Below are 17,944 nucleotides of genomic sequence, written 5' to 3' on the forward strand. Positions count from 1 at the left end.
GCCAGGAAGATCGGCAGCGGCATCAGGGTCGGCGTCTCGTCGGAGGCGTAGCCGAACATCAGGCCCTGGTCACCGGCGCCCTGACGGTCCAGCTCGTCCTCGTCGCCCTCGACCCGGGACTCGTACGCCGTGTCGACGCCCTGGGCGATGTCCGCGGACTGCGCCCCGATGGACACCGAGACGCCGCAGGAGGCGCCGTCGAAGCCCTTCTTGGAGGAGTCGTAGCCGATCTCGAGGATCTTGTCGCGCACCAGCTGGGGGATCGGCGCGTAGGCCTTGGTGGTGACCTCGCCGGCCACGTGGACCAGACCGGTCGTGATCAGGGTCTCGACGGCGACCCGGGAGGCCGGGTCCTCACGCAGCAGGGCATCGAGGATGGTGTCGCTGATCTGGTCAGCGATCTTGTCGGGGTGACCCTCGGTCACAGACTCCGAGGTGAACAGGCGACGGGACACAACGCTCCCTGGGGTTGCAGCGGCTGCTGGCTGATCATTGGCGGACGCGACAGGAGCTGCGCCCGGCGTCGTCCGAGAACAGTTTATCGGTCGTGCCCCGCCACCGGCCCACCCGTCTCGCCTCTCGGGAGCGCTGTGACCTGCGGCACGGGCATTCTGCCGAATGCCCGCCGCCCTTGGCCAGGGGACGCGGACCCCAATCCGGCCGGGCCCGGCGTGATCGCGGGCGTGCCGGGCGGTCAGCTCAGGCGCTGTGCCACCAGGTCCCACACGATGTCGGCCAGTGCCTCCTTCGGGCCATGGGCCACAGGCGTTTCACTGCCGTCGGCCCCCAGCACGACGGCCTCGTTCTCCTCGGAGCCGAACGTCCTGCGCTCCCCCACCTCGTTCACCACGAGCAGGTCGCAGCCTTTGCGCCGCAGCTTCGACCGGCCGTTCGCCAGGACGTCGTCGGTCTCGGCGGCAAAGCCGACAACCACCTGGTTGGGGCGCGCCCGGTCGGCGGACATCTCCGCGAGGATGTCCGGATTTCGCACCAGGACGACGGGGGCGGGCTCCTCGCCGTCCTTCTTCTTGATCTTGCCGGCCGCGTAGGTCTGCGGCCGGAAGTCGGCGACCGCGGCGGCCATGACGACCGCGTCGGCGTCGGCCGCGGCCTTGAGGACCGCCTCGCGCAGCTGTACGGCGGTGCCGACCGGAACCACGTCGACCCCCGCGGGGTCGGGCAGACCGGTGTTGGCCGCGATCAGGGTGACGCGGGCGCCGCGGGCGGCGGCGGTGCGGGCCAGGGCGTACCCCTGCTTGCCGGAGGAGCGGTTGCCGAGGAAGCGGACCGGGTCGAGGGGCTCTCGGGTGCCGCCGGCGCTGATCACTACGTGCCGCCCGGCCAGATCGGGCTCCCGCACGCCTCTGGCCAGAACCCGGCGGCAGACCTCGAAGATCTCGGCCGGGTCGGGAAGCCGGCCCTTGCCGGTGTCGACGCCGGTGAGCCGCCCGACGGCCGGCTCGATCACGAGGGCGCCCCGGCGGCGCAGTGTCGCCACGTTCTCCTGGGTGGCCGGGTGTTCCCACATCTCGGTGTGCATCGCGGGGGCGAAGACGACCGGACAGCGGGCGGTGAGAAGCGTGTTGGTGAGGAGGTCGTCGGCGAGGCCGTGGGCGGCCTTGGCGAGCATGTCCGCCGTGGCGGGGGCGACGACCACCAGGTCGGCGTGCTGGCCGATGCGGACGTGCGGGACCTCGTGGACGTCGTCCCAGACCTCCGTCGAGACGGGGTGGCCGGAGAGGGCGGACCAGGTGGCGGCGCCGACGAAGTGCAGGGCGGACGCGGTGGGCACGACACGCACGTCATGACCCGACTCCGTCAGTCTGCGCAGCAGCTCGCACGCCTTGTAGGCGGCGATGCCCCCGCTGACCCCCAGAACGACCTTCGGCTTGTCCACCGTTTCTCCCCGGACCTCGACGCGCGTACGCCGCGGCTCCCGGCGTACGGGTCCATCACACACCACAGGCCCGGCAGTCGTGCTGCCGGGCCTGTGGAAAAACCCACGGTGAGCCGAAAATACTACTGCGCAGGGCCCTCGACGGCCTCGGACGTCAGCAGACCGGCGTTGATCTCGCGCAGGGCGATCGACAGCGGCTTCTCGTGGACGTGGGTGTCGACGAGCGGACCGACGTACTCGAGGAGGCCCTCGCCGAGCTGCGAGTAGTACGCGTTGATCTGGCGCGCCCGCTTGGCCGCGTAGATCACGAGGCTGTACTTCGAGTCGGTGGCCTCGAGGAGCTCGTCGATCGGCGGGTTGATGATGCCCTCGGGCGCGGAGATGGAAGAGGACACGCTCTACCTTCCGATGGATGGGAAAAAATAGGTCATGATCACAGATTCGTGATCACACAACATCCATCAAGGCTAGCAGCTCGCGCGCCACGTCCTCGACGGAGGTGTTGACCAGGGTCACGTCGAACTCCGGCTCGGCCGCGAGTTCGATCTTCGCCGCCTCCAGGCGGCGCTCGATCACCTCGGGCGGTTCGGTGCCCCGCCCGGTGAGCCTGCGCACCAGCTCGTCCCACGAGGGAGGGGCCAGGAACACCAGCCGGGCGTCCGACATGGACTCGCGGACCTGCCGCGCGCCCTGGAGGTCGATCTCCAGGAGCACCGGCTCACCCGACTCCAGGCGCTCCAGAACGGCGGCGCGCGGAGTTCCGTAGCGGTTGCCGGCGAACTCGGCCCATTCCAGCAGCTCGCCGTTGGCGATCAGCTTGTCCATCTCGTCGTCGGTGACGAAGAAATAGTGGACGCCGTGCCGTTCGCCGGGCCGGGGCTTACGGGTCGTCGCCGACACCGAGAGCCAGACCTCGAGGTGTTCCTTGCGCATATGCGCGACGACCGTGCTCTTGCCGACCCCTGAGGGGCCGGAGAGCACGGTCAGCCGCGGACGTGCGTCCGGGGGTTCGGGGGTCGTCCCCCGGAGGTTTACTGCCATGCAGCGATTATTCCAGCAATCCCGGAGTGCCCGGGACTCCCTTCCGGCAGGACCCGGGCATCAGGAGCCGGTGCTGCCGAACTCACGCTCCAGGGAAGCGATCTGGTTGGAGCCGAGGCCGCGCACGCGGCGACTCTCGGAGATGCCGAGCCGCTCCATGATCTGCTTGGCGCGGACTTTGCCCACGCCCGGGAGCGACTCCAGGAGGGCGGAGACCTTCATCTTGCCGATGACGTCGTTTTCCTGACCCTGCTTGATGACCTCGTGAAGGGAGGCGCCGGAGTGCTTCAGTCGATTCTTGACCTCGGCCCGCTCCCGGCGAGCCGCGGCGGCCTTTTCGAGCGCGGCTGCGCGCTGTTCGGGGGTAAGGGGCGGAAGAGCCACGCCTACGTCACCTCGGATGTCGAACTGTCGGATACGGACCGGTGAGGAACCTAGTGGCCCCACACCTGGTGAGATACGAGCAACACGCGCTGCCCGTTCACTCTCCGTCGGAGACTAGCGGCCAACTCCGCCAGAGTCAGCGAGAACAGAGGAAAAGTCCTGGTCAGCCTCCGTAGGGCCGGACATTTAAGACATACTGCCCAGGATTTGAGGATGTATCCAGCCTCAAGTCGCCCCCGAGCCGCCCCACCGAACCCCCGGTCGGGCGGCCGACGCCGCTCGGACGACGGTCAGGCGGCGGTCACGGCGGTCCGGACCGCATACGCGAACCGCTCCACCGCGTCACGCAGAGCGACGACGTCGGGACCGTGCCGCAGGACGCCCCGGCTCACGTTCGGGACGACGTTGCGCACCGCGGGCCCGAAGACCCGGGGAAGATCGGCCGGCGTGGCCCCCTGGGCGCCGACGCCGGGCGCGAGAAGCGGACCGTTGATGTCCAGGTCGTACGTCGAGAGGTCGCCCAGCGTGGCACCGACGACCGCGCCGAAGGAGCCCAGGGGCTCCTCCCCCGCGTTCTCGGCGGCCAGGTGCGCCAGCATCGTGGCGCCCACGTCGCGCCCGTCGGCCCGCACCGCGTGCTGGACCTCGCCGCCCTCCGGGTTGGAGGTCAGCGCCAGCACGAACAGTCCGGCGCCGCTCTCCCGGGCCAGCGCCACCGCGGGCGACAGCGATCCGTAGCCGAGGTAGGGCGAGACGGTGAGCGCGTCGGAGAACAGCGGAGCGTCCTTGTGCAGGAACGACTCGGCGTAGGCGGCCATGGTCGAGCCGATGTCGCCGCGCTTGGCGTCCATGACGACCAGGGCGCCCGCCGCCCGCGCCTCCTGCACCGTCCTCTCGAGGACTGCCACCCCGCGCGAGCCGAACCGCTCGAAGAAGGCGCTCTGCGGCTTCAGCAGCGCGACCCGGTCGGCCGTCGCCTCGACGACCGTGCGGCTGAACCGCTCCAGTCCGGTGACGTCGTCGTTCAGACCCCACTCGGCGAGCAGGGACGCGTGCGGGTCGATGCCGACGCACAGCGGGCCGCGTTCGTCCATGGCCCGCCGCAGACGCGCGCCGAAGGGTTCCATCGTCATGCCGTCTTCCTCACGTCGGCGCCGACCGCGTCGGCGAGAGTGGCGTAGGGGCTCGTCCGCAGCCGGGCGGCGAGGCCCTTGTGGACGGCGCGCCCCCAGAAGGGCCCTTCGTAGACGAAGGCGCTGTACCCCTGCACCAGGGTCGCGCCGGCCAGGATGCGCTGCCAGGCGTCCTCGGCGTTCTCCACGCCGCCCACGCCGACCAGCGTCACGCGGTCGCCCACGCGCGCGTAGAGGCGACGCAGCACCTCCAGGGAGCGCGCCTTGAGGGGCGCTCCGGACAGGCCGCCGGTCTCCTTCACCAGGGAGGGCTCCGACGTCAGGCCGAGGCCCTCCCGGGCGATGGTGGTGTTCGTGGCGATGATCCCGTCCAGACCGAGCTCCACGGCAAGGTCGGCGACCGCGTCCACGTCCTCGTCGGCGAGGTCCGGGGCGATCTTCACGAGCAGCGGGACACGGCGCGCGGTGACCGCGCGGTCGGCGGCCTCGCGCACGGCGCTCAGCAGCGGCCGCAGCGCCTCGGTGGCCTGCAGGTTCCGCAGCCCCGGCGTGTTGGGCGAGGACACGTTGACGACGAGGTAGTCGGCGTACGGCGCGAGCCGCTCGGCCGACTTCACGTAGTCGCCGACGGCCTCCTCCTCCGGTACGACCTTGGTCTTGCCGATGTTGACGCCGACGACGGGCTTGAAGACGGGCGTACGGGAGGCCAGGCGCGCGGCCACGGCGAGCGAGCCGTCGTTGTTGAAGCCCATCCGGTTGACGAGCCCCCGGTCCTGCACGAGCCGGAACAGCCGTTTCCCGGGGTTGCCGGTCTGCGCCTCGCCGGTGACCGTGCCGATCTCCACGTGGTCGAAGCCCAGCATCGACATCCCGTCGATCGCGACGGCGTTCTTGTCGAAGCCGGCCGCCAGCCCGAACGGGCCGTGCATGCGCAGCCCGAAGGCCTCCGTGCGCAGCTCCCGGTAGCGGGGCGCCAGCGCCGCGGCGAGGAACGTGCGCAGCACCGGCACCCGGGCGGCGAGACGGATCCAGCGGAAGGCCAGGTGATGGGCGTTCTCGGGGTCCATCCGGGTGAAGACCAGACGGAAGAAGAGCTTGTACATGTCTCAGGTGTCCTTCGGAGAGCCTCGTGAGCCCCGTGGAGCGCGGGCCTCGTGCAGAGGGGTCCTCATGGAGAGGGGGGCCTCATGGAGAGGGGGACACCGTTTCCGGTGTCCCCCTCTCCAGCTGCTAGTCGCGAGCCGCGGTCAGGTGTTCGGCGTGTTCCTGGAGCGAGCGGACGCCCACGTCCCCACGGTTGAGGGCGTCGATGCCCTGGACGGCGGCGGCGAGCGCCTGCACCGTCGTCAGGCACGGCACGGACCGCGCCACGGCCGCCGTGCGGATCTCGTAGCCGTCCAGCCGGCCGCCGGTGCCGTACGGGGTGTTCACGATGAGGTCGACGTCGCCGTCGTGGATGTGCTGGACGATCGTCTTCTCGCCGTTCGGACCGGTCCCCTCGGACTGCTTGCGCACCACCGTGGCGTTGATGCCGTTGCGCCTGAGGACCTCGGCCGTGCCGGAGGTGGCGAGCAGTTCGAAGCCGTGGGCGACCAGCTCCCGCGCGGGGAAGATCATCGAGCGCTTGTCCCGGTTGGCGACCGAGATGAACGCGCGGCCCTTGGTGGGCAGCGGGCCGTACGCGGCCGCCTGCGACTTGGCGTACGCCGTGCCGAAGACCGAGTCGATGCCCATGACCTCGCCGGTGGAACGCATCTCCGGGCCGAGGACGGTGTCGACGCCGCGGCCGGAGGTGTCCCGGAAGCGGGTCCACGGCATCACGGCCTCCTTGACGGAGATCGGCGCGTCCAGCGGCAGCTCGCCGCCGTCACCGGTCGCCGGGAGCAGCCCCTCGGCGCGCAGTTCGGCGATGGTCGCGCCGAGCGAGATGCGGGCGGCGGCCTTCGCCAGCGGCACCGCGGTCGCCTTCGAGGTGAAGGGGACGGTACGGGACGCGCGCGGGTTGGCCTCGAGGACGTAGAGGATGTCGCCGGCCATCGCGAACTGGATGTTGATCAGGCCGCGCACGCCGACGCCCTTGGCGATCGCCTCGGTGGAGGCCCGCAGGCGCTTGATGTCGAAGCCGCCCAGGGTGATGGGGGGCAGGGCGCACGCCGAGTCGCCGGAGTGGATGCCGGCCTCCTCGATGTGCTCCATCACGCCGCCGAGGTAGAGCTCGACGCCGTCGTAGAGCGCGTCGACGTCGATCTCGATGGCGTCGTCGAGGAAGCGGTCGACGAGGACCGGCCGGGTGGGGCTGATCTCGGTCGACTCGGCAATGTAGGAGGACAGCCGGATCTCGTCGTAGACGATCTCCATGCCGCGGCCGCCGAGGACGTACGAGGGCCGGACGAGCACCGGGTAGCCGATCTCGTCGGCGATGGCCTTGGCCTGGGTGAAGGTGGTGGCCGTGCCGTGCTTGGGAGCCGGGAGTCCGGCCTCGGCGAGCACGCGCCCGAAGGCGCCCCGGTCCTCGGCCGCGTGGATGGCCTCCGGAGGGGTGCCGACGATCGGCACGCCGTTGTCCTTGAGGGCCTGCGCCAGACCCAGCGGGGTCTGCCCGCCGAGCTGCACGACGACGCCGGCGATCGGACCGGCCTGCGCCTCCGCGTGGACGATCTCCAGCACGTCCTCGAGCGTCAGCGGCTCGAAGTACAGGCGGTCGGAGGTGTCGTAGTCGGTGGAGACCGTCTCCGGGTTGCAGTTGACCATCACCGTCTCGTACCCGGCGTCGGACAGCGCGAAGGAGGCGTGGACGCAGGAGTAGTCGAACTCGATGCCCTGGCCGATGCGGTTCGGGCCGGAGCCCAGGATGATCACCGCGGGCTTCTCGCGGGGCGCGACCTCGTTCTCCTCGTCGTAGGAGGAGTAGAAGTACGGCGTCTTCGCGGCGAACTCGGCGGCGCAGGTGTCCACCGTCTTGTAGACGGGGCGGACGCCCAGAGCGTGCCGGACCTCGCGCACGACGTCCTCGCGCAGTCCGCGGATCTCGGCGATCTGCTGGTCGGAGAAGCCGTGCCGCTTGGCCTCGGCGAGGAGGTCGGCGTCCAGCCGGTCGGCCGCGGCCAGCTCGTCGGCGATCTCCCTGATGAGGAAGAGCTGGTCGACGAACCAGGGGTCGATCTTCGTGAACTCGAAGACCTCCTCGGGCGTCGCACCCGCGCGGATGGCCTGCATGACGGTGTTGATCCGGCCGTCGGTGGGCCGGACGGACTCCCTCAGCAGCTCGTCCTTGTCGCCGGGCTCGCCGACGAACGTGAACTGGCTGCCCTTCTTCTCCAGCGAGCGCAGCGCCTTCTGGAAGGCCTCGGTGAAGTTGCGGCCGATGGCCATGGCCTCGCCGACCGACTTCATGGTGGTCGTGAGGGTGGAGTCGGCGGACGGGAACTTCTCGAAGGCGAAACGCGGGGCCTTGACGACCACGTAGTCGAGCGTCGGCTCGAAGGAGGCCGGGGTCTCCTGCGTGATGTCATTGGGGATCTCGTCGAGGGTGTAGCCGACGGCGAGCTTGGCCGCGATCTTGGCGATCGGGAACCCGGTGGCCTTCGAGGCCAGGGCCGACGATCGCGACACGCGCGGGTTCATCTCGATGACGATGACCCGGCCGTCCTCGGGGTTCACCGCGAACTGGATGTTGCAGCCGCCGGTGTCCACGCCGACCTCGCGGATGATCGCGATGCCGACGTCGCGGAGGACCTGGTACTCGCGGTCGGTCAGCGTCATCGCGGGAGCCACGGTGATCGAGTCGCCGGTGTGCACGCCCATGGGGTCGAAGTTCTCGATGGAGCAGACGACCACGACGTTGTCGTGCTTGTCGCGCATCAGCTCCAGCTCGTACTCCTTCCAGCCGAGGATGGACTCCTCCAGGAGCACCTCGGTGGTCGGCGAGAGGGTGAGGCCCTGGCCGGCGATGCGGCGCAACTCCTCCTCGTCGTGGGCGAAGCCGGAGCCCGCGCCGCCCATGGTGAAGGAGGGGCGGACGACGACGGGGTAGCCGCCGAGCGTCTCGACGCCGGCGATGACGTCGTCCATGGAGTGACAGATCACGGACCGCGCGGACTCGCCGTGTCCGATCTTCGCGCGGACGGCTTCGACGACGCCCTTGAAGAGGTCGCGGTCCTCGCCCTTGTTGATCGCCTCGACGTTGGCGCCGATCAGCTCGACGCCGTACTTCTCCAGCACACCCTGCTCGTGCATGGAGATCGCGGTGTTCAGGGCGGTCTGGCCGCCGAGCGTGGGCAGCAGGGCGTCGGGCCGCTCCTTGGCGATGATCTTCTCGACGAACTCCGGGGTGATCGGCTCGACGTAGGTGGCGTCGGCGATCTCCGGGTCGGTCATGATCGTCGCCGGGTTGGAGTTGACCAGGATCACCCTGAGGCCCTCGGCGCGCAGGATGCGGCACGCCTGGGTGCCGGAGTAGTCGAACTCGGCGGCCTGGCCGATGACGATCGGGCCGGAGCCGATGACCAGGACGGACTGGATATCGGTGCGCTTAGGCACGCTGGCCCTCCATCAGGGATACGAAGCGGTCGAACAGGTAGGCGGCGTCGTGCGGGCCCGCTGCCGCTTCGGGGTGGTACTGGACGGAGAAGGCCGGCTGGTCGAGCAGCTGCAGCCCCTCCACGACGTCGTCGTTGAGGCAGACGTGCGAGACCTCGGCGCGCCCGAACTTCGTCTCGCTGACCTTGTCGAGCGGCGCGTCGACGGCGAAGCCGTGGTTGTGCGCGGTGACCTCGACCTTGCCGGTCGTCCGGTCCTGGACCGGCTGGTTGATGCCGCGGTGCCCGTACTTCAGCTTGTAGGTGCCGAAGCCGAGGGCGCGGCCGAGGATCTGGTTGCCGAAGCAGATGCCGAACAGCGGCGTCCTGCGCTCGAGCACCTCGGTCATCAGCGCGACGGGCCCGTCGGCGGTGGCCGGGTCGCCGGGGCCGTTGGAGAAGAACACGCCGTCGGGGTTCACGGCGTACACCTCGTCCGCCGAGGCCGTCGCGGGCAGCACGTGCACCTCGATGCCGCGTTCGGCCATGCGGTGCGGGGTCATGCCCTTGATGCCGAGGTCGATGGCGGCCACGGTGAACCGCTTCTCGCCGACCGCGGGCACCACGTAGGCCTCCTTGGTGGCGACCTCCTCGTACAGGCTGGCGCCCTTCATGTGCGGCTGGGCCTGCACGCGTGCGAGGAGTTCGGCGTCCGGGGCGATCGACTCGCCGGAGAAGACGCCGGCCCGCATCGAGCCGCCCTCGCGCAGGTGCCGGGTGAGGGCGCGGGTGTCGATGCCGGAGATCCCGACGATCCCCTGGGCGACGAGCTCGTCGTCCAGCGAGCGGCGGGCGCGCCAGTTGGAGGGGACGCGCGCGGGGTCGCGTACGACGTAGCCGGAGACCCAGATGCGGCCGGACTCGTCGTCCTCGTCGTTCCAGCCGGTGTTGCCGATCTGCGGGGCGGTCGCGACGACGATCTGGCGGTCGTACGACGGGTCGGTCAGGGTCTCCTGGTAGCCGGTCATGCCGGTGGAGAACACCGCTTCGCCGAAGGTCTCCCCCACGGCCCCGTAGGCCCGGCCGCGGAAGACGCGGCCGTCCTCCAGGACGAGTACGGCGGGAGCCTTGGCGGCTCCCCTGGTGGAGGTCGTCATCGTGCGCCTTCCGTCGTGTCGTTCTTGATCATGGAGTTGATGGCGTCGACCCAGGCGCCGTGCTCGGCCGCGTGGTCCGAGCGGAAGCCGGAGTCGATCAGCCTGTCGCCGTGCGCCCACGTCACCACGAGCAGTCCGCCCTCGGTGAGGACCTTGCCGGCGATGCCCTTGCCGAGCAGGGCCTCGCGCAGCGCGTCGGCCGGGATGAAGAAGTCGCTCGCGCCCGGGCGTACGACGTCGAGTCCCGCGTCCGTCAGGGTGAGCTCGACCCGGCTGCGGGCGCCGAGGCCGTGCGCCACGATGCGGTCGAGCCACTGCCCGGCGGTGGTGGAGCCGTGGTAGCGGCCGCTCATGCCCAGTCTCACCGGACCGGGCTCGTCCGGCGCGGTGGGCAGCTCGGGCAGGTCGCTCTGGAGCGTGCCGCGCCACTTCCAGCCCTCGCGCATCAGCCAGTACACGAGCGCGACGAACAGTCCGAGGCCGACCACCCAGCCGGCCCGGGCGGCCCAGTCGGTCACTTGGGCCGATTCCTTCTCGGCCGCGAGCAGTAGTGCAGATGTCACGTGAGCTTCCCGTCGACGAGCGTGGCCCTGCCCCGCAGCCACGTGTGCGTGACACGGCCCGGCAGCTCACGCCCCTCGTACGGGGTGTTCCGGCTGCGCGAGGCGAAGCCCGCGGGGTCCACGGACCCACGGTATTCCGTGTCGACGAGCGTGAGGTTGGCGGGCTCACCAGCCGAGACGGGACGCCCGTGGCCCGTGGCCTGCCCGATGAGGGCGGGCTTGAAGGACATCCGGCTCGCGACCCCGGCCCAGTCCAGCAGGCCCGTCTCGACCATCGTCTCCTGGACCACCGACAACGCGGTCTCCAGGCCGACCATGCCCATGGCGGCCGCGGCCCACTCGCAGTCCTTGTCCTCGTGCGGGTGCGGGGCGTGGTCGGTGGCGACGATGTCGATCGTGCCGTCGGCGAGCGCCTCCCGCAGGGCCAGCACGTCCCTCTCGGTGCGCAGCGGCGGGTTCACCTTGTAGACGGGGTTGTACGAGCGGACCAGTTCGTCCGTGAGGAGCAGGTGGTGCGGGGTGACCTCGGCGGTGACGTCGATGCCGCGGGACTTGGCCCAGCGGACGATCTCGACCGAGCCTGCGGTGGAGAGATGGCAGATGTGGACGCGGGAGCCCACGTGCTCGGCGAGCAGGACGTCCCGGGCGATGATCGACTCCTCGGCCACCGCGGGCCAGCCGCCCAGCCCCAGCTCGGCGGAGACGACGCCCTCGTTCATCTGGGCGCCCTCGGTCAGCCGCGGCTCCTGCGCATGCTGGGCGACCACCCCGCCGAAGGCCTTCACGTACTCCAGCGCCCGGCGCATGATCACGGCGTCGTCGACGCACTTGCCGTCGTCGGAGAAGACGGTGACGCCGGCGGCCGACTCGTGCATGGCGCCGAGTTCGGCGAGCTTCCTGCCTTCCAGGCCGACGGTGACGGCGCCGATGGGCTGCACGTCGCAGTAGCCGTGCTCCTGCCCGAGCCGGTAGACCTGCTCGACCACGCCGGCGGTGTCGGCGACGGGAAAGGTGTTGGCCATGGCGAAGACGGCCGTGTAGCCGCCGGAAGCGGCGGCGCGGGTGCCGGTCAGCACCGTCTCGGAGTCCTCGCGGCCCGGCTCGCGCAGATGGGTGTGCAGGTCGACCAGGCCCGGCAGCAGCACCTTGCCCGCGGCCTCGACGACCTCGGCGCCCTCGGCGGACAGCCCCCGGCCCACCTCGGCGACGACCTCGCCGTCGATCAGGACGTCCTGCGGCTCGCCGCCGAGCACCTTCGCACCACGGATCAGGATCTTGCTCATGGCTCTTACTTCTCCTCGGTGGTGGTGCGGGCGTGGCTGACGGCGGGTTCGTTGCCGCCCAGGAGCAGGTAGAGGACGGCCATCCGGATGGACACGCCGTTGGCGACCTGTTCGACGACGGTGCAGCGCTCGGAGTCGGCGACCTCGGCGGTGATCTCCATGCCGCGGACCATCGGGCCGGGGTGCATCACGATCGCGTGCTCGGGCATCCGCGCCATCCGGTCGCCGTCGAGGCCGTAGCGCCGCGAGTACTCGCGCTCGGTCGGGAAAAAGGCGGCGTTCATCCGCTCGCGCTGCACGCGCAGCATCATCACCGCGTCGGACTTGGGCAGCGTGCTGTCGAGGTCGTACGACACCTCGCAGGGCCAGGTCTCGATGCCGACCGGCACCAGGGTGGGCGGGGCGACCAGGGTGACCTCGGCGCCGAGCGTGTGCAGCAGGTCGACGTTGGAGCGGGCGACCCTGCTGTGCAGCACGTCGCCGACGAGTGTGATGCGCTTGCCCGAGAGGTCCTGGCCGAGCCCGGCGTCCCGGCCGACCAGCCGGCGTCGCATGGTGAAGGCGTCCAGGAGGGCCTGGGTGGGGTGCTGGTGGGTGCCGTCCCCCGCGTTGACGACGACCGCGTCGATCCAGCCGGACGTGGCCAGGCGGTAGGGCGCACCGGAGGCGCCGTGCCGGATGACGACCGCGTCGACGCCCATCGCCTCCAGGGTCTGCGCGGTGTCCTTCAGGGACTCGCCCTTGGAGACGCTCGACCCCTTGGCGGAGAAGTTGATGACGTCCGCGGAGAGGCGCTTCTCGGCGGCCTCGAAGGAGATACGCGTGCGCGTGGAGTCCTCGAAGAAGAGGTTGACGATGGTGCGGCCCCGCAGGGTCGGCAGTTTCTTGATGGGCCGGTCGGCGACCCGGGCCATCTCCTCGGCGGTGTCGAGGATCAGGACGGCGTCGTCGCGGGTGAGGTCGGCGGCCGAGATGAGATGACGCTGCATCTGTCAGGCTCCGTAAGGCAGTTCAGGCATGGGGAGATCACGGGCGTACAGGGGCACGGCTGCGCGACGCGCGGCGACGGGGCCGCACGCGCGCGTGCTACTGCTGGGCGGTCTGCTTCACACCGAGGAGCACGGTGTCGCGACCGTCCTCCTCGGCGAGCTGGACCTTGACCGTCTCCCGCAACGACGTGGGGAGGTTCTTGCCGACGTAGTCGGCGCGGATGGGCAGTTCCCGGTGGCCGCGGTCGACGAGGACCGCGAGCTGGACCGCGCGCGGGCGTCCGAGGTCGTTCAGGGCGTCGAGGGCGGCGCGGATGGTGCGACCGGAGAAGAGCACGTCGTCGACGAGGACGACCAGCCTGCCGTCCAGGCCGTCACCGGGGATCTCGGTGCGGGCCAGCGCACGCGGCGGGTGCATGCGCAGGTCGTCGCGGTACATGGTGATGTCGAGGGAGCCGACCGGAACCTTGCGGGCGGTGATCTGCTCGAGCTTGTCGGCGAGCCGCCGGGCGAGGAAGACGCCGCGGGTCGGGATGCCGAGCAGCACCACGTCGTCGGCGCCCTTGGCGCGTTCGACGATCTCGTGGGCGATGCGGGTCAGCACGCGCGCGATGTCGGGGCCCTCGAGTACGGGCCGGGCATCGTCGTGCCGGGGATCCTGCTGGGTGTCCTGCTTGTCCATAAGAAACGGACCTCCTTCTCCGCCTCACGGGACGGACCTTAAAGGACGTCGGATTTGCGCCATCCACGCTACCAGGCCCGAGGGGCGTCCCTGATCACCCCCTTGGCCTAATCGGCCATCGATACCACGGAAGAGTCGGTGTGGACCATTCGGCTTGACGCAGAAGAATCACGCTGCGTAACCTCACAGTGAGTTACCAGCACGCGGCTCGTGCCGCGTCGACCCATTGCCGGGAGCTATATGTCCAGCGAATACGCCAAGCAGCTCGGGGCCAAGCTCCGGGCCATCCGCACCCAGCAGGGCCTTTCCCTCCACGGTGTCGAGGAGAAGTCCCAGGGACGCTGGAAGGCGGTCGTGGTCGGTTCGTACGAGCGCGGCGACCGTGCCGTGACCGTGCAGCGTCTTGCCGAGCTGGCGGACTTCTACGGCGTTCCCGTGCAGGAACTGCTGCCGGGCACCACCCCGGGCGGGGCGGCCGAGCCCCCGCCGAAGCTGGTCCTGGACCTGGAGCGACTGGCGCACGTGCCGGTCGAGAAGGCCGGCCCGCTGCAGCGGTACGCGGCCACGATCCAGTCCCAGCGCGGTGACTACAACGGCAAGGTGCTGTCGATCCGCCAGGACGACCTGCGCACCCTCGCCGTCATCTACGACCAGTCGCCGTCGGTCCTGACCGAGCAGCTGATCAACTGGGGCGTACTGGACGCGGACGCGCGGCGTGCGGTCGCCCACGAGGAGGGCTGAGGCCCGAGCGGGCTCGCAGGGCTCTGCAGAAACGTGCCGCCGGGGTGGCCGGAACCTGATGGTTCCGGCCACCCCGGCTTCGTCCGTACCACGCCGGAGGGCCCACAGCCTGCGCTGTGGGCCCTCCGGCGTGTTCGCGCCCCCGAGGGGGCGCGGGAGCTGCGCGACGAGCCACAGGCGGCCCGCAGGCCCCGTGGGACCCGCGGTTCGCCGGCTTTCCCGTCGACCCGATGCCTAATCGCCGGTGCGGCGCAGCGACGGCTTGAGCTCCTTCAGCCTGCCCAGCAGACCGTTGACGAACGAGGGCGACTCGTCCGTGGAGAACTCCTTCGCCAGCTGCACCATCTCGTCGAGGACGACCGCGTCCGGCGTCTCGTCGGCCCAGATGAGCTCGTAGGCGCCGAGACGCAGGAGGTTGCGGTCGACGACCGGCATCCGGTCGAGCGTCCAGCCGACCGCGTACTGGGCGATCAGCTCGTCGATGCGCCGCGCGTGCTCCGCGTAGCCCTCGACCAGCTGCATGGTGAACTCGCTGACCGGCGGCTGCCGGGTGTCGGCCCGGGAGAGCCGGATCCAGTCCGCGAGAACCGTCAGGACGTCGACTCCGCGCTGGTCGCCCTCGAAGAGGATCTGGAAGGCGCGCTTGCGGGCCGTGTTGCGGGCAGCCACGGTTAGCTGTTCACCCGGCCGAGGTAGTCGCTGGTGCGGGTGTCGACCTTGATCTTCTCACCGGTGGTGATGAAGAGCGGGACCTGGATCTGGTGACCGGTCTCCAGGGTGGCGGGCTTGGTGCCGCCGGTGGAGCGGTCGCCCTGCAGACCCGGCTCGGTCTCCTGGACCACGAGCTCGACGGCGGCCGGCAGCTCCACGAAGAGCACCTCGCCCTCGTGCTGCGCGACGGTGGCCGTGAAGCCCTCGATCAGGAAGTTGGCCGCGTCTCCGACGGCCTTGCGGTCGACCATCAGCTGGTCATAGGTCTCCATGTCCATGAAGACGAAGTACTCGCCGTCCATGTACGAGAACTGCATGTCGCGCTTGTCGACAGTGGCGGTCTCGACCTTGACGCCGGCGTTGAACGTCTTGTCGACGACCTTGCCGGAAAGCACGTTCTTGAGCTTGGTGCGCACGAATGCGGGGCCCTTGCCGGGCTTGACGTGCTGGAACTCGACGACGGACCAGAGCTGCCCGCCTTCCAGCTTGAGCACCAGGCCGTTCTTGAGGTCGTTCGTGGAAGCCACGGTTGCGGAATCTCCTGGACTGACGACGACCCCGGGGCACGCACTCCTACAGCGCGAGCAGCTCCTTGGTCGTGATGGTGAGTAGCTCGGGTCCGCCGTCCGCCTCGGGGCGCACGACGAGCGTGTCATCGATCCGGACGCCGCCCCGGCCCGGGAGGTGTACCCCGGGTTCGACGGTGACCGGCACGCAAGCGTCCAGTTTACCCATGGCCGCGGGGGTCAACTGCGGGTCCTCTTCGATTTCCAGTCCGACACCGTGCCCGGTGAGCACCGGAAGGCCTTCGGCGTACCCCGCGGAGTCCAGGATCTGACGTGCCGCCCGGTCCACGTCCCGGCAGGCGACGCCCGGTGCCAGGGACTCCCGTCCGGCCCGCTGAGCGGCGAAGACGAGGTCGTACAGCTCGATCTGCCAGTCCGCGGGGGACGTGCCGATCACGAAGGTGCGGCCGATCTCGCAGCGGTATCCGCGGTAGGCCGCGCCCAGACAGACGGAGAGGAAGTCGCCTTCCTCGACGCGCCGGTCGGTGGGCCGGTGACCACGGCGCCCTGCGTTCGGGCCGGTGGCGACGGAGGTGGTGAAGGCCGGGCCGTCGGCGCCGTGGTCGACGAGGCGCCGTTCCAGTTCCAGGGCGAGGTGCCGCTCGGTGCGCCCGACCAGGATCGACTCCAGCAGCTCCCCCAGCGCCTGGTCGGCGATCTCGGCGCCGATCCGCAGACAGGAGATCTCCTCCTCGTCCTTCACCACTCTGAGCTGTTCGACCGCGCAGCCCAGGTCGGCGAGGCGCAGTCGGGGCGCCACGGAGCGCAGTTCGCGGTGGCGGACCATCGTCAGGTGATGCTCCTCGAGCGCCAGGGAGTCGCCGCCCTGCGCCGTGAGCAGGTCGGCGGCGGCGACCGCCGGATCCCCTCCGGCACGGGGCAGGCTGTGGACCCGCAGGGACTCGTCCGGCCGGCCCTCGCCCGGGCGGTCGTCGGGCGGCCCTGAGCAGACGAGGAGATCCTCGCTCCGGCCGAGCAGCAGGACGGCGCCCTGCGGGGCGGCGCCCGCGAGATACCTCACGTTGGCCGGGCGGGAGACGAGCGCAGCCGCACTTCCGGCCGCGTTGCAGCGCTCGCGCAGGCGGGTTCGGCGGGACGCGTAGACCTCTGACATGAGTCGAGCCTAGGAGCGTCGGCCGGATCACGCCGGTTGGAGAGGCGTTCGGGGGACGGGACGGCTCCTCAGCGGCCCTCGACCCGGTCCGCTACCGCCTCGGGGGCGCCGACGATCGCCCGCGCCAGGACGTCTACCACTTCGGGGGGCTGGCGATCGCCCGCGCCAGGACGTCGTCCAGGACTCTCGCCGTGGTGGGGACGTCCAGCTGGGAGTTGTCGATGATCGGGAGGCCGGAGCCGTACCAGCCGGCCATGCGGCCGTGGATCCGGGCCACCTCCTCGTCGCTGAGGCGGCGGTTGCCGGAGCGCTCGGCGTTGCGCTCCAGGACGGCCTCCAGCCCCGGCAGCAGGACGACGGGCAGCAGTCCGGGGCCCACATGCCGTTTCCAGCCTCCGAGGCCGACGGCAGGGCGGTCGGGGAAGATCGCGTCGTCCAGGATGCATGAGATGCCGTTGGCCAGGAAGTTGCGCGCGGCGAAGCCGCAGGTGCGACGGGCCAGGCGGTACTGGGCCTCGGAGTGGTCGTTCCACCCGGACTGCGGGTCGGCGAAGCCCGAGCGGACCCATTCGCGCACGTCGTCGAGGCTGACGTGCGCGGTCGGCACGCGGCGGTGATCGGCCCAGTACTTGGCGACGCTGGTCTTGCCGGCCCCGGCCGGACCGATCAGCAGCACCGCGAGGGTGGTCGCCGCCGGGTCGGGGACGATCGGGGCGGGCGGCGCGCTGGGCATGGGGACCGGGCCGCCCGGGGGCAGCGGCACATGCCCGGTGACGTCGGGGCCCGGCGGGGCCGGGGCGTGCTGCGGGGCGGGCGGGTGCGGCACGGGCGGCACCGGCGGGTGGGGGGCCGGCGGGACCGGGCCCGAGGGGGCCCCGAGGTGACCCGGCTGCGGTGGGGGTACGCTGCCCGGCTGATGCGGGCCCGGGTGATGTGCGGCCGGCGGCCAGCCGGCGGCCGGACCGTGCCCCGGCTGGTGGGGCGGCGGCAGCGGAGAACCCACTGCGTGCTGCATCCGGTGCCACTCCGTCTCGTACAGGCGATGGGCGCTGGTCGTGGGGGGCGCGGCCCCCTTCGGAACTGAACGGTACCGCCCCCGGTCGTCGTTCGGTGAACGGCCGGGGGCGGTCGGAAGTGCCCGGTGCGGCAGGCGGATTCCGGCGGCG

General features: G+C 70.8%; 18 protein-coding genes. 1 reads left to right on the forward strand and 17 read right to left on the reverse strand.

Annotated elements, in window-relative coordinates; all coding sequences use genetic code 11:
• The 13 genes from ACN6LD_RS23100 to pyrR form a co-directional block, all read right to left on the reverse strand.
• On the reverse strand, positions 1 to 455 hold a 455-nt coding region (locus ACN6LD_RS23100), incomplete at its 3' end, for an S-adenosylmethionine synthetase N-terminal domain-containing protein (RefSeq protein WP_319186820.1).
• A 239-nt stretch (positions 456 to 694) separates the two neighbouring features.
• On the reverse strand, positions 695 to 1,897 hold the full coding sequence (coaBC, locus tag ACN6LD_RS23105; protein WP_319186819.1) for a bifunctional phosphopantothenoylcysteine decarboxylase/phosphopantothenate--cysteine ligase CoaBC: 1,203 nt from the start codon (positions 1,895 to 1,897) through the stop codon (positions 695 to 697).
• A gap of 122 nt (positions 1,898 to 2,019) precedes the next feature.
• Complete coding sequence (rpoZ, locus tag ACN6LD_RS23110) at positions 2,020 to 2,292, reverse strand: DNA-directed RNA polymerase subunit omega (RefSeq protein WP_003988945.1); 273 nt, start codon at positions 2,290 to 2,292, stop codon at positions 2,020 to 2,022.
• 52 nt (positions 2,293 to 2,344) lie between these two features.
• Complete coding sequence (gene gmk / locus ACN6LD_RS23115; RefSeq protein ID WP_319186818.1) at positions 2,345 to 2,938, reverse strand: guanylate kinase; 594 nt, start codon at positions 2,936 to 2,938, stop codon at positions 2,345 to 2,347.
• A gap of 60 nt (positions 2,939 to 2,998) precedes the next feature.
• The gene (locus ACN6LD_RS23120) at positions 2,999 to 3,322 is read right to left on the reverse strand and encodes an integration host factor (protein WP_003977346.1); all 324 of its coding nucleotides are present in this window, start codon (positions 3,320 to 3,322) and stop codon (positions 2,999 to 3,001) included.
• Positions 3,323 to 3,612: 290 nt separating this feature from the next.
• Positions 3,613 to 4,455 carry an orotidine-5'-phosphate decarboxylase gene (pyrF, locus tag ACN6LD_RS23125; RefSeq protein WP_319186817.1) on the reverse strand — a complete coding sequence of 281 codons (843 nt, stop codon included), beginning with the start codon at positions 4,453 to 4,455 and terminating at the stop codon, positions 3,613 to 3,615.
• Positions 4,452 to 5,558 carry a quinone-dependent dihydroorotate dehydrogenase gene (locus ACN6LD_RS23130; protein ID WP_319186816.1) on the reverse strand — a complete coding sequence of 369 codons (1,107 nt, stop codon included), beginning with the start codon at positions 5,556 to 5,558 and terminating at the stop codon, positions 4,452 to 4,454. The genes pyrF and ACN6LD_RS23130 overlap by 4 nt, the downstream gene beginning before the upstream one ends.
• Positions 5,559 to 5,685: 127 nt before the next feature.
• Positions 5,686 to 8,994, reverse strand: a complete 3,309-nt coding sequence (carB, locus tag ACN6LD_RS23135) for a carbamoyl-phosphate synthase large subunit (protein ID WP_319186815.1) — start codon at positions 8,992 to 8,994, stop codon at positions 5,686 to 5,688.
• Positions 8,987 to 10,129 carry a glutamine-hydrolyzing carbamoyl-phosphate synthase small subunit gene (carA, locus tag ACN6LD_RS23140; RefSeq protein WP_319186814.1) on the reverse strand — a complete coding sequence of 381 codons (1,143 nt, stop codon included), beginning with the start codon at positions 10,127 to 10,129 and terminating at the stop codon, positions 8,987 to 8,989. Before carA ends, carB begins: the two co-directional genes overlap by 8 nt.
• Positions 10,126 to 10,692, reverse strand: coding sequence for a PH-like domain-containing protein (locus ACN6LD_RS23145; RefSeq protein ID WP_319186813.1), 567 nt, complete (start codon positions 10,690 to 10,692; stop codon positions 10,126 to 10,128). The genes carA and ACN6LD_RS23145 overlap by 4 nt, the downstream gene beginning before the upstream one ends.
• Positions 10,689 to 11,975 (reverse strand): dihydroorotase, encoded by a 1,287-nt coding sequence (locus ACN6LD_RS23150; protein WP_445044156.1) that lies wholly within the window; start codon positions 11,973 to 11,975, stop codon positions 10,689 to 10,691. Before ACN6LD_RS23150 ends, ACN6LD_RS23145 begins: the two co-directional genes overlap by 4 nt.
• Positions 11,976 to 11,980: 5 nt before the next feature.
• Positions 11,981 to 12,964, reverse strand: coding sequence for an aspartate carbamoyltransferase catalytic subunit (locus ACN6LD_RS23155; protein WP_057580337.1), 984 nt, complete (start codon positions 12,962 to 12,964; stop codon positions 11,981 to 11,983).
• A 97-nt stretch (positions 12,965 to 13,061) separates the two neighbouring features.
• Positions 13,062 to 13,646: a bifunctional pyr operon transcriptional regulator/uracil phosphoribosyltransferase PyrR gene (gene pyrR, locus ACN6LD_RS23160; protein ID WP_319186811.1), complete on the reverse strand. Its 585-nt coding sequence runs from the start codon at positions 13,644 to 13,646 to the stop codon at positions 13,062 to 13,064.
• A gap of 240 nt (positions 13,647 to 13,886) precedes the next feature.
• Between pyrR and bldD the strand changes: the two genes are divergently transcribed.
• On the forward strand, positions 13,887 to 14,387 hold the full coding sequence (bldD, locus tag ACN6LD_RS23165; RefSeq protein ID WP_107444999.1) for a transcriptional regulator BldD: 501 nt from the start codon (positions 13,887 to 13,889) through the stop codon (positions 14,385 to 14,387).
• A gap of 234 nt (positions 14,388 to 14,621) precedes the next feature.
• Here the strand turns inward: bldD and nusB are convergent, their stop codons facing one another.
• The 4 genes from nusB to ACN6LD_RS23185 form a co-directional block, all read right to left on the reverse strand.
• A complete protein-coding gene (gene nusB / locus ACN6LD_RS23170) occupies positions 14,622 to 15,056 on the reverse strand; it encodes a transcription antitermination factor NusB (protein ID WP_319186810.1) in 435 nt (144 codons plus the stop codon).
• Between the two features lie 2 nt (positions 15,057 to 15,058).
• Positions 15,059 to 15,625 (reverse strand): elongation factor P, encoded by a 567-nt coding sequence (gene efp / locus ACN6LD_RS23175; RefSeq protein ID WP_020117452.1) that lies wholly within the window; start codon positions 15,623 to 15,625, stop codon positions 15,059 to 15,061.
• Positions 15,626 to 15,671: 46 nt separating this feature from the next.
• Entirely contained in the window at positions 15,672 to 16,778 is a 1,107-nt protein-coding gene (locus tag ACN6LD_RS23180) for an aminopeptidase P family protein (RefSeq protein WP_319186809.1), read from the reverse strand.
• A gap of 133 nt (positions 16,779 to 16,911) precedes the next feature.
• Positions 16,912 to 17,793 carry a Pro-rich N-terminal domain-containing protein gene (locus tag ACN6LD_RS23185; protein WP_445044157.1) on the reverse strand — a complete coding sequence of 294 codons (882 nt, stop codon included), beginning with the start codon at positions 17,791 to 17,793 and terminating at the stop codon, positions 16,912 to 16,914.
• Between the last annotated feature and the right edge of the window lie 151 nt (positions 17,794 to 17,944).

Source organism: Streptomyces sp. SAS_272, assembly GCF_052543235.1.

What these genes read in the sequence shown, in the direction of transcription:
- gmk (WP_319186818.1), bottom strand. Translation starts at nt 2,938, where the DNA reads ATGGCAGTAAACCTCCGGGGGACGACCCCCGAACCCCCGGACGCACGT.
- pyrF (WP_319186817.1), bottom strand. Translation starts at nt 4,455, where the DNA reads ATGACGATGGAACCCTTCGGCGCGCGTCTGCGGCGGGCCATGGACGAA.
- ACN6LD_RS23130 (WP_319186816.1), bottom strand. Translation starts at nt 5,558, where the DNA reads ATGTACAAGCTCTTCTTCCGTCTGGTCTTCACCCGGATGGACCCCGAG.
- carA (WP_319186814.1), bottom strand. Translation starts at nt 10,129, where the DNA reads ATGACGACCTCCACCAGGGGAGCCGCCAAGGCTCCCGCCGTACTCGTC.
- ACN6LD_RS23150 (WP_445044156.1), bottom strand. Translation starts at nt 11,975, where the DNA reads ATGAGCAAGATCCTGATCCGTGGTGCGAAGGTGCTCGGCGGCGAGCCG.
- ACN6LD_RS23155 (WP_057580337.1), bottom strand. Translation starts at nt 12,964, where the DNA reads ATGCAGCGTCATCTCATCTCGGCCGCCGACCTCACCCGCGACGACGCC.
- pyrR (WP_319186811.1), bottom strand. Translation starts at nt 13,646, where the DNA reads ATGGACAAGCAGGACACCCAGCAGGATCCCCGGCACGACGATGCCCGG.
- bldD (WP_107444999.1), top strand. Translation starts at nt 13,887, where the DNA reads ATGTCCAGCGAATACGCCAAGCAGCTCGGGGCCAAGCTCCGGGCCATC.
- ACN6LD_RS23180 (WP_319186809.1), bottom strand. Translation starts at nt 16,778, where the DNA reads ATGTCAGAGGTCTACGCGTCCCGCCGAACCCGCCTGCGCGAGCGCTGC.
- ACN6LD_RS23185 (WP_445044157.1), bottom strand. Translation starts at nt 17,793, where the DNA reads ATGCAGCACGCAGTGGGTTCTCCGCTGCCGCCGCCCCACCAGCCGGGG.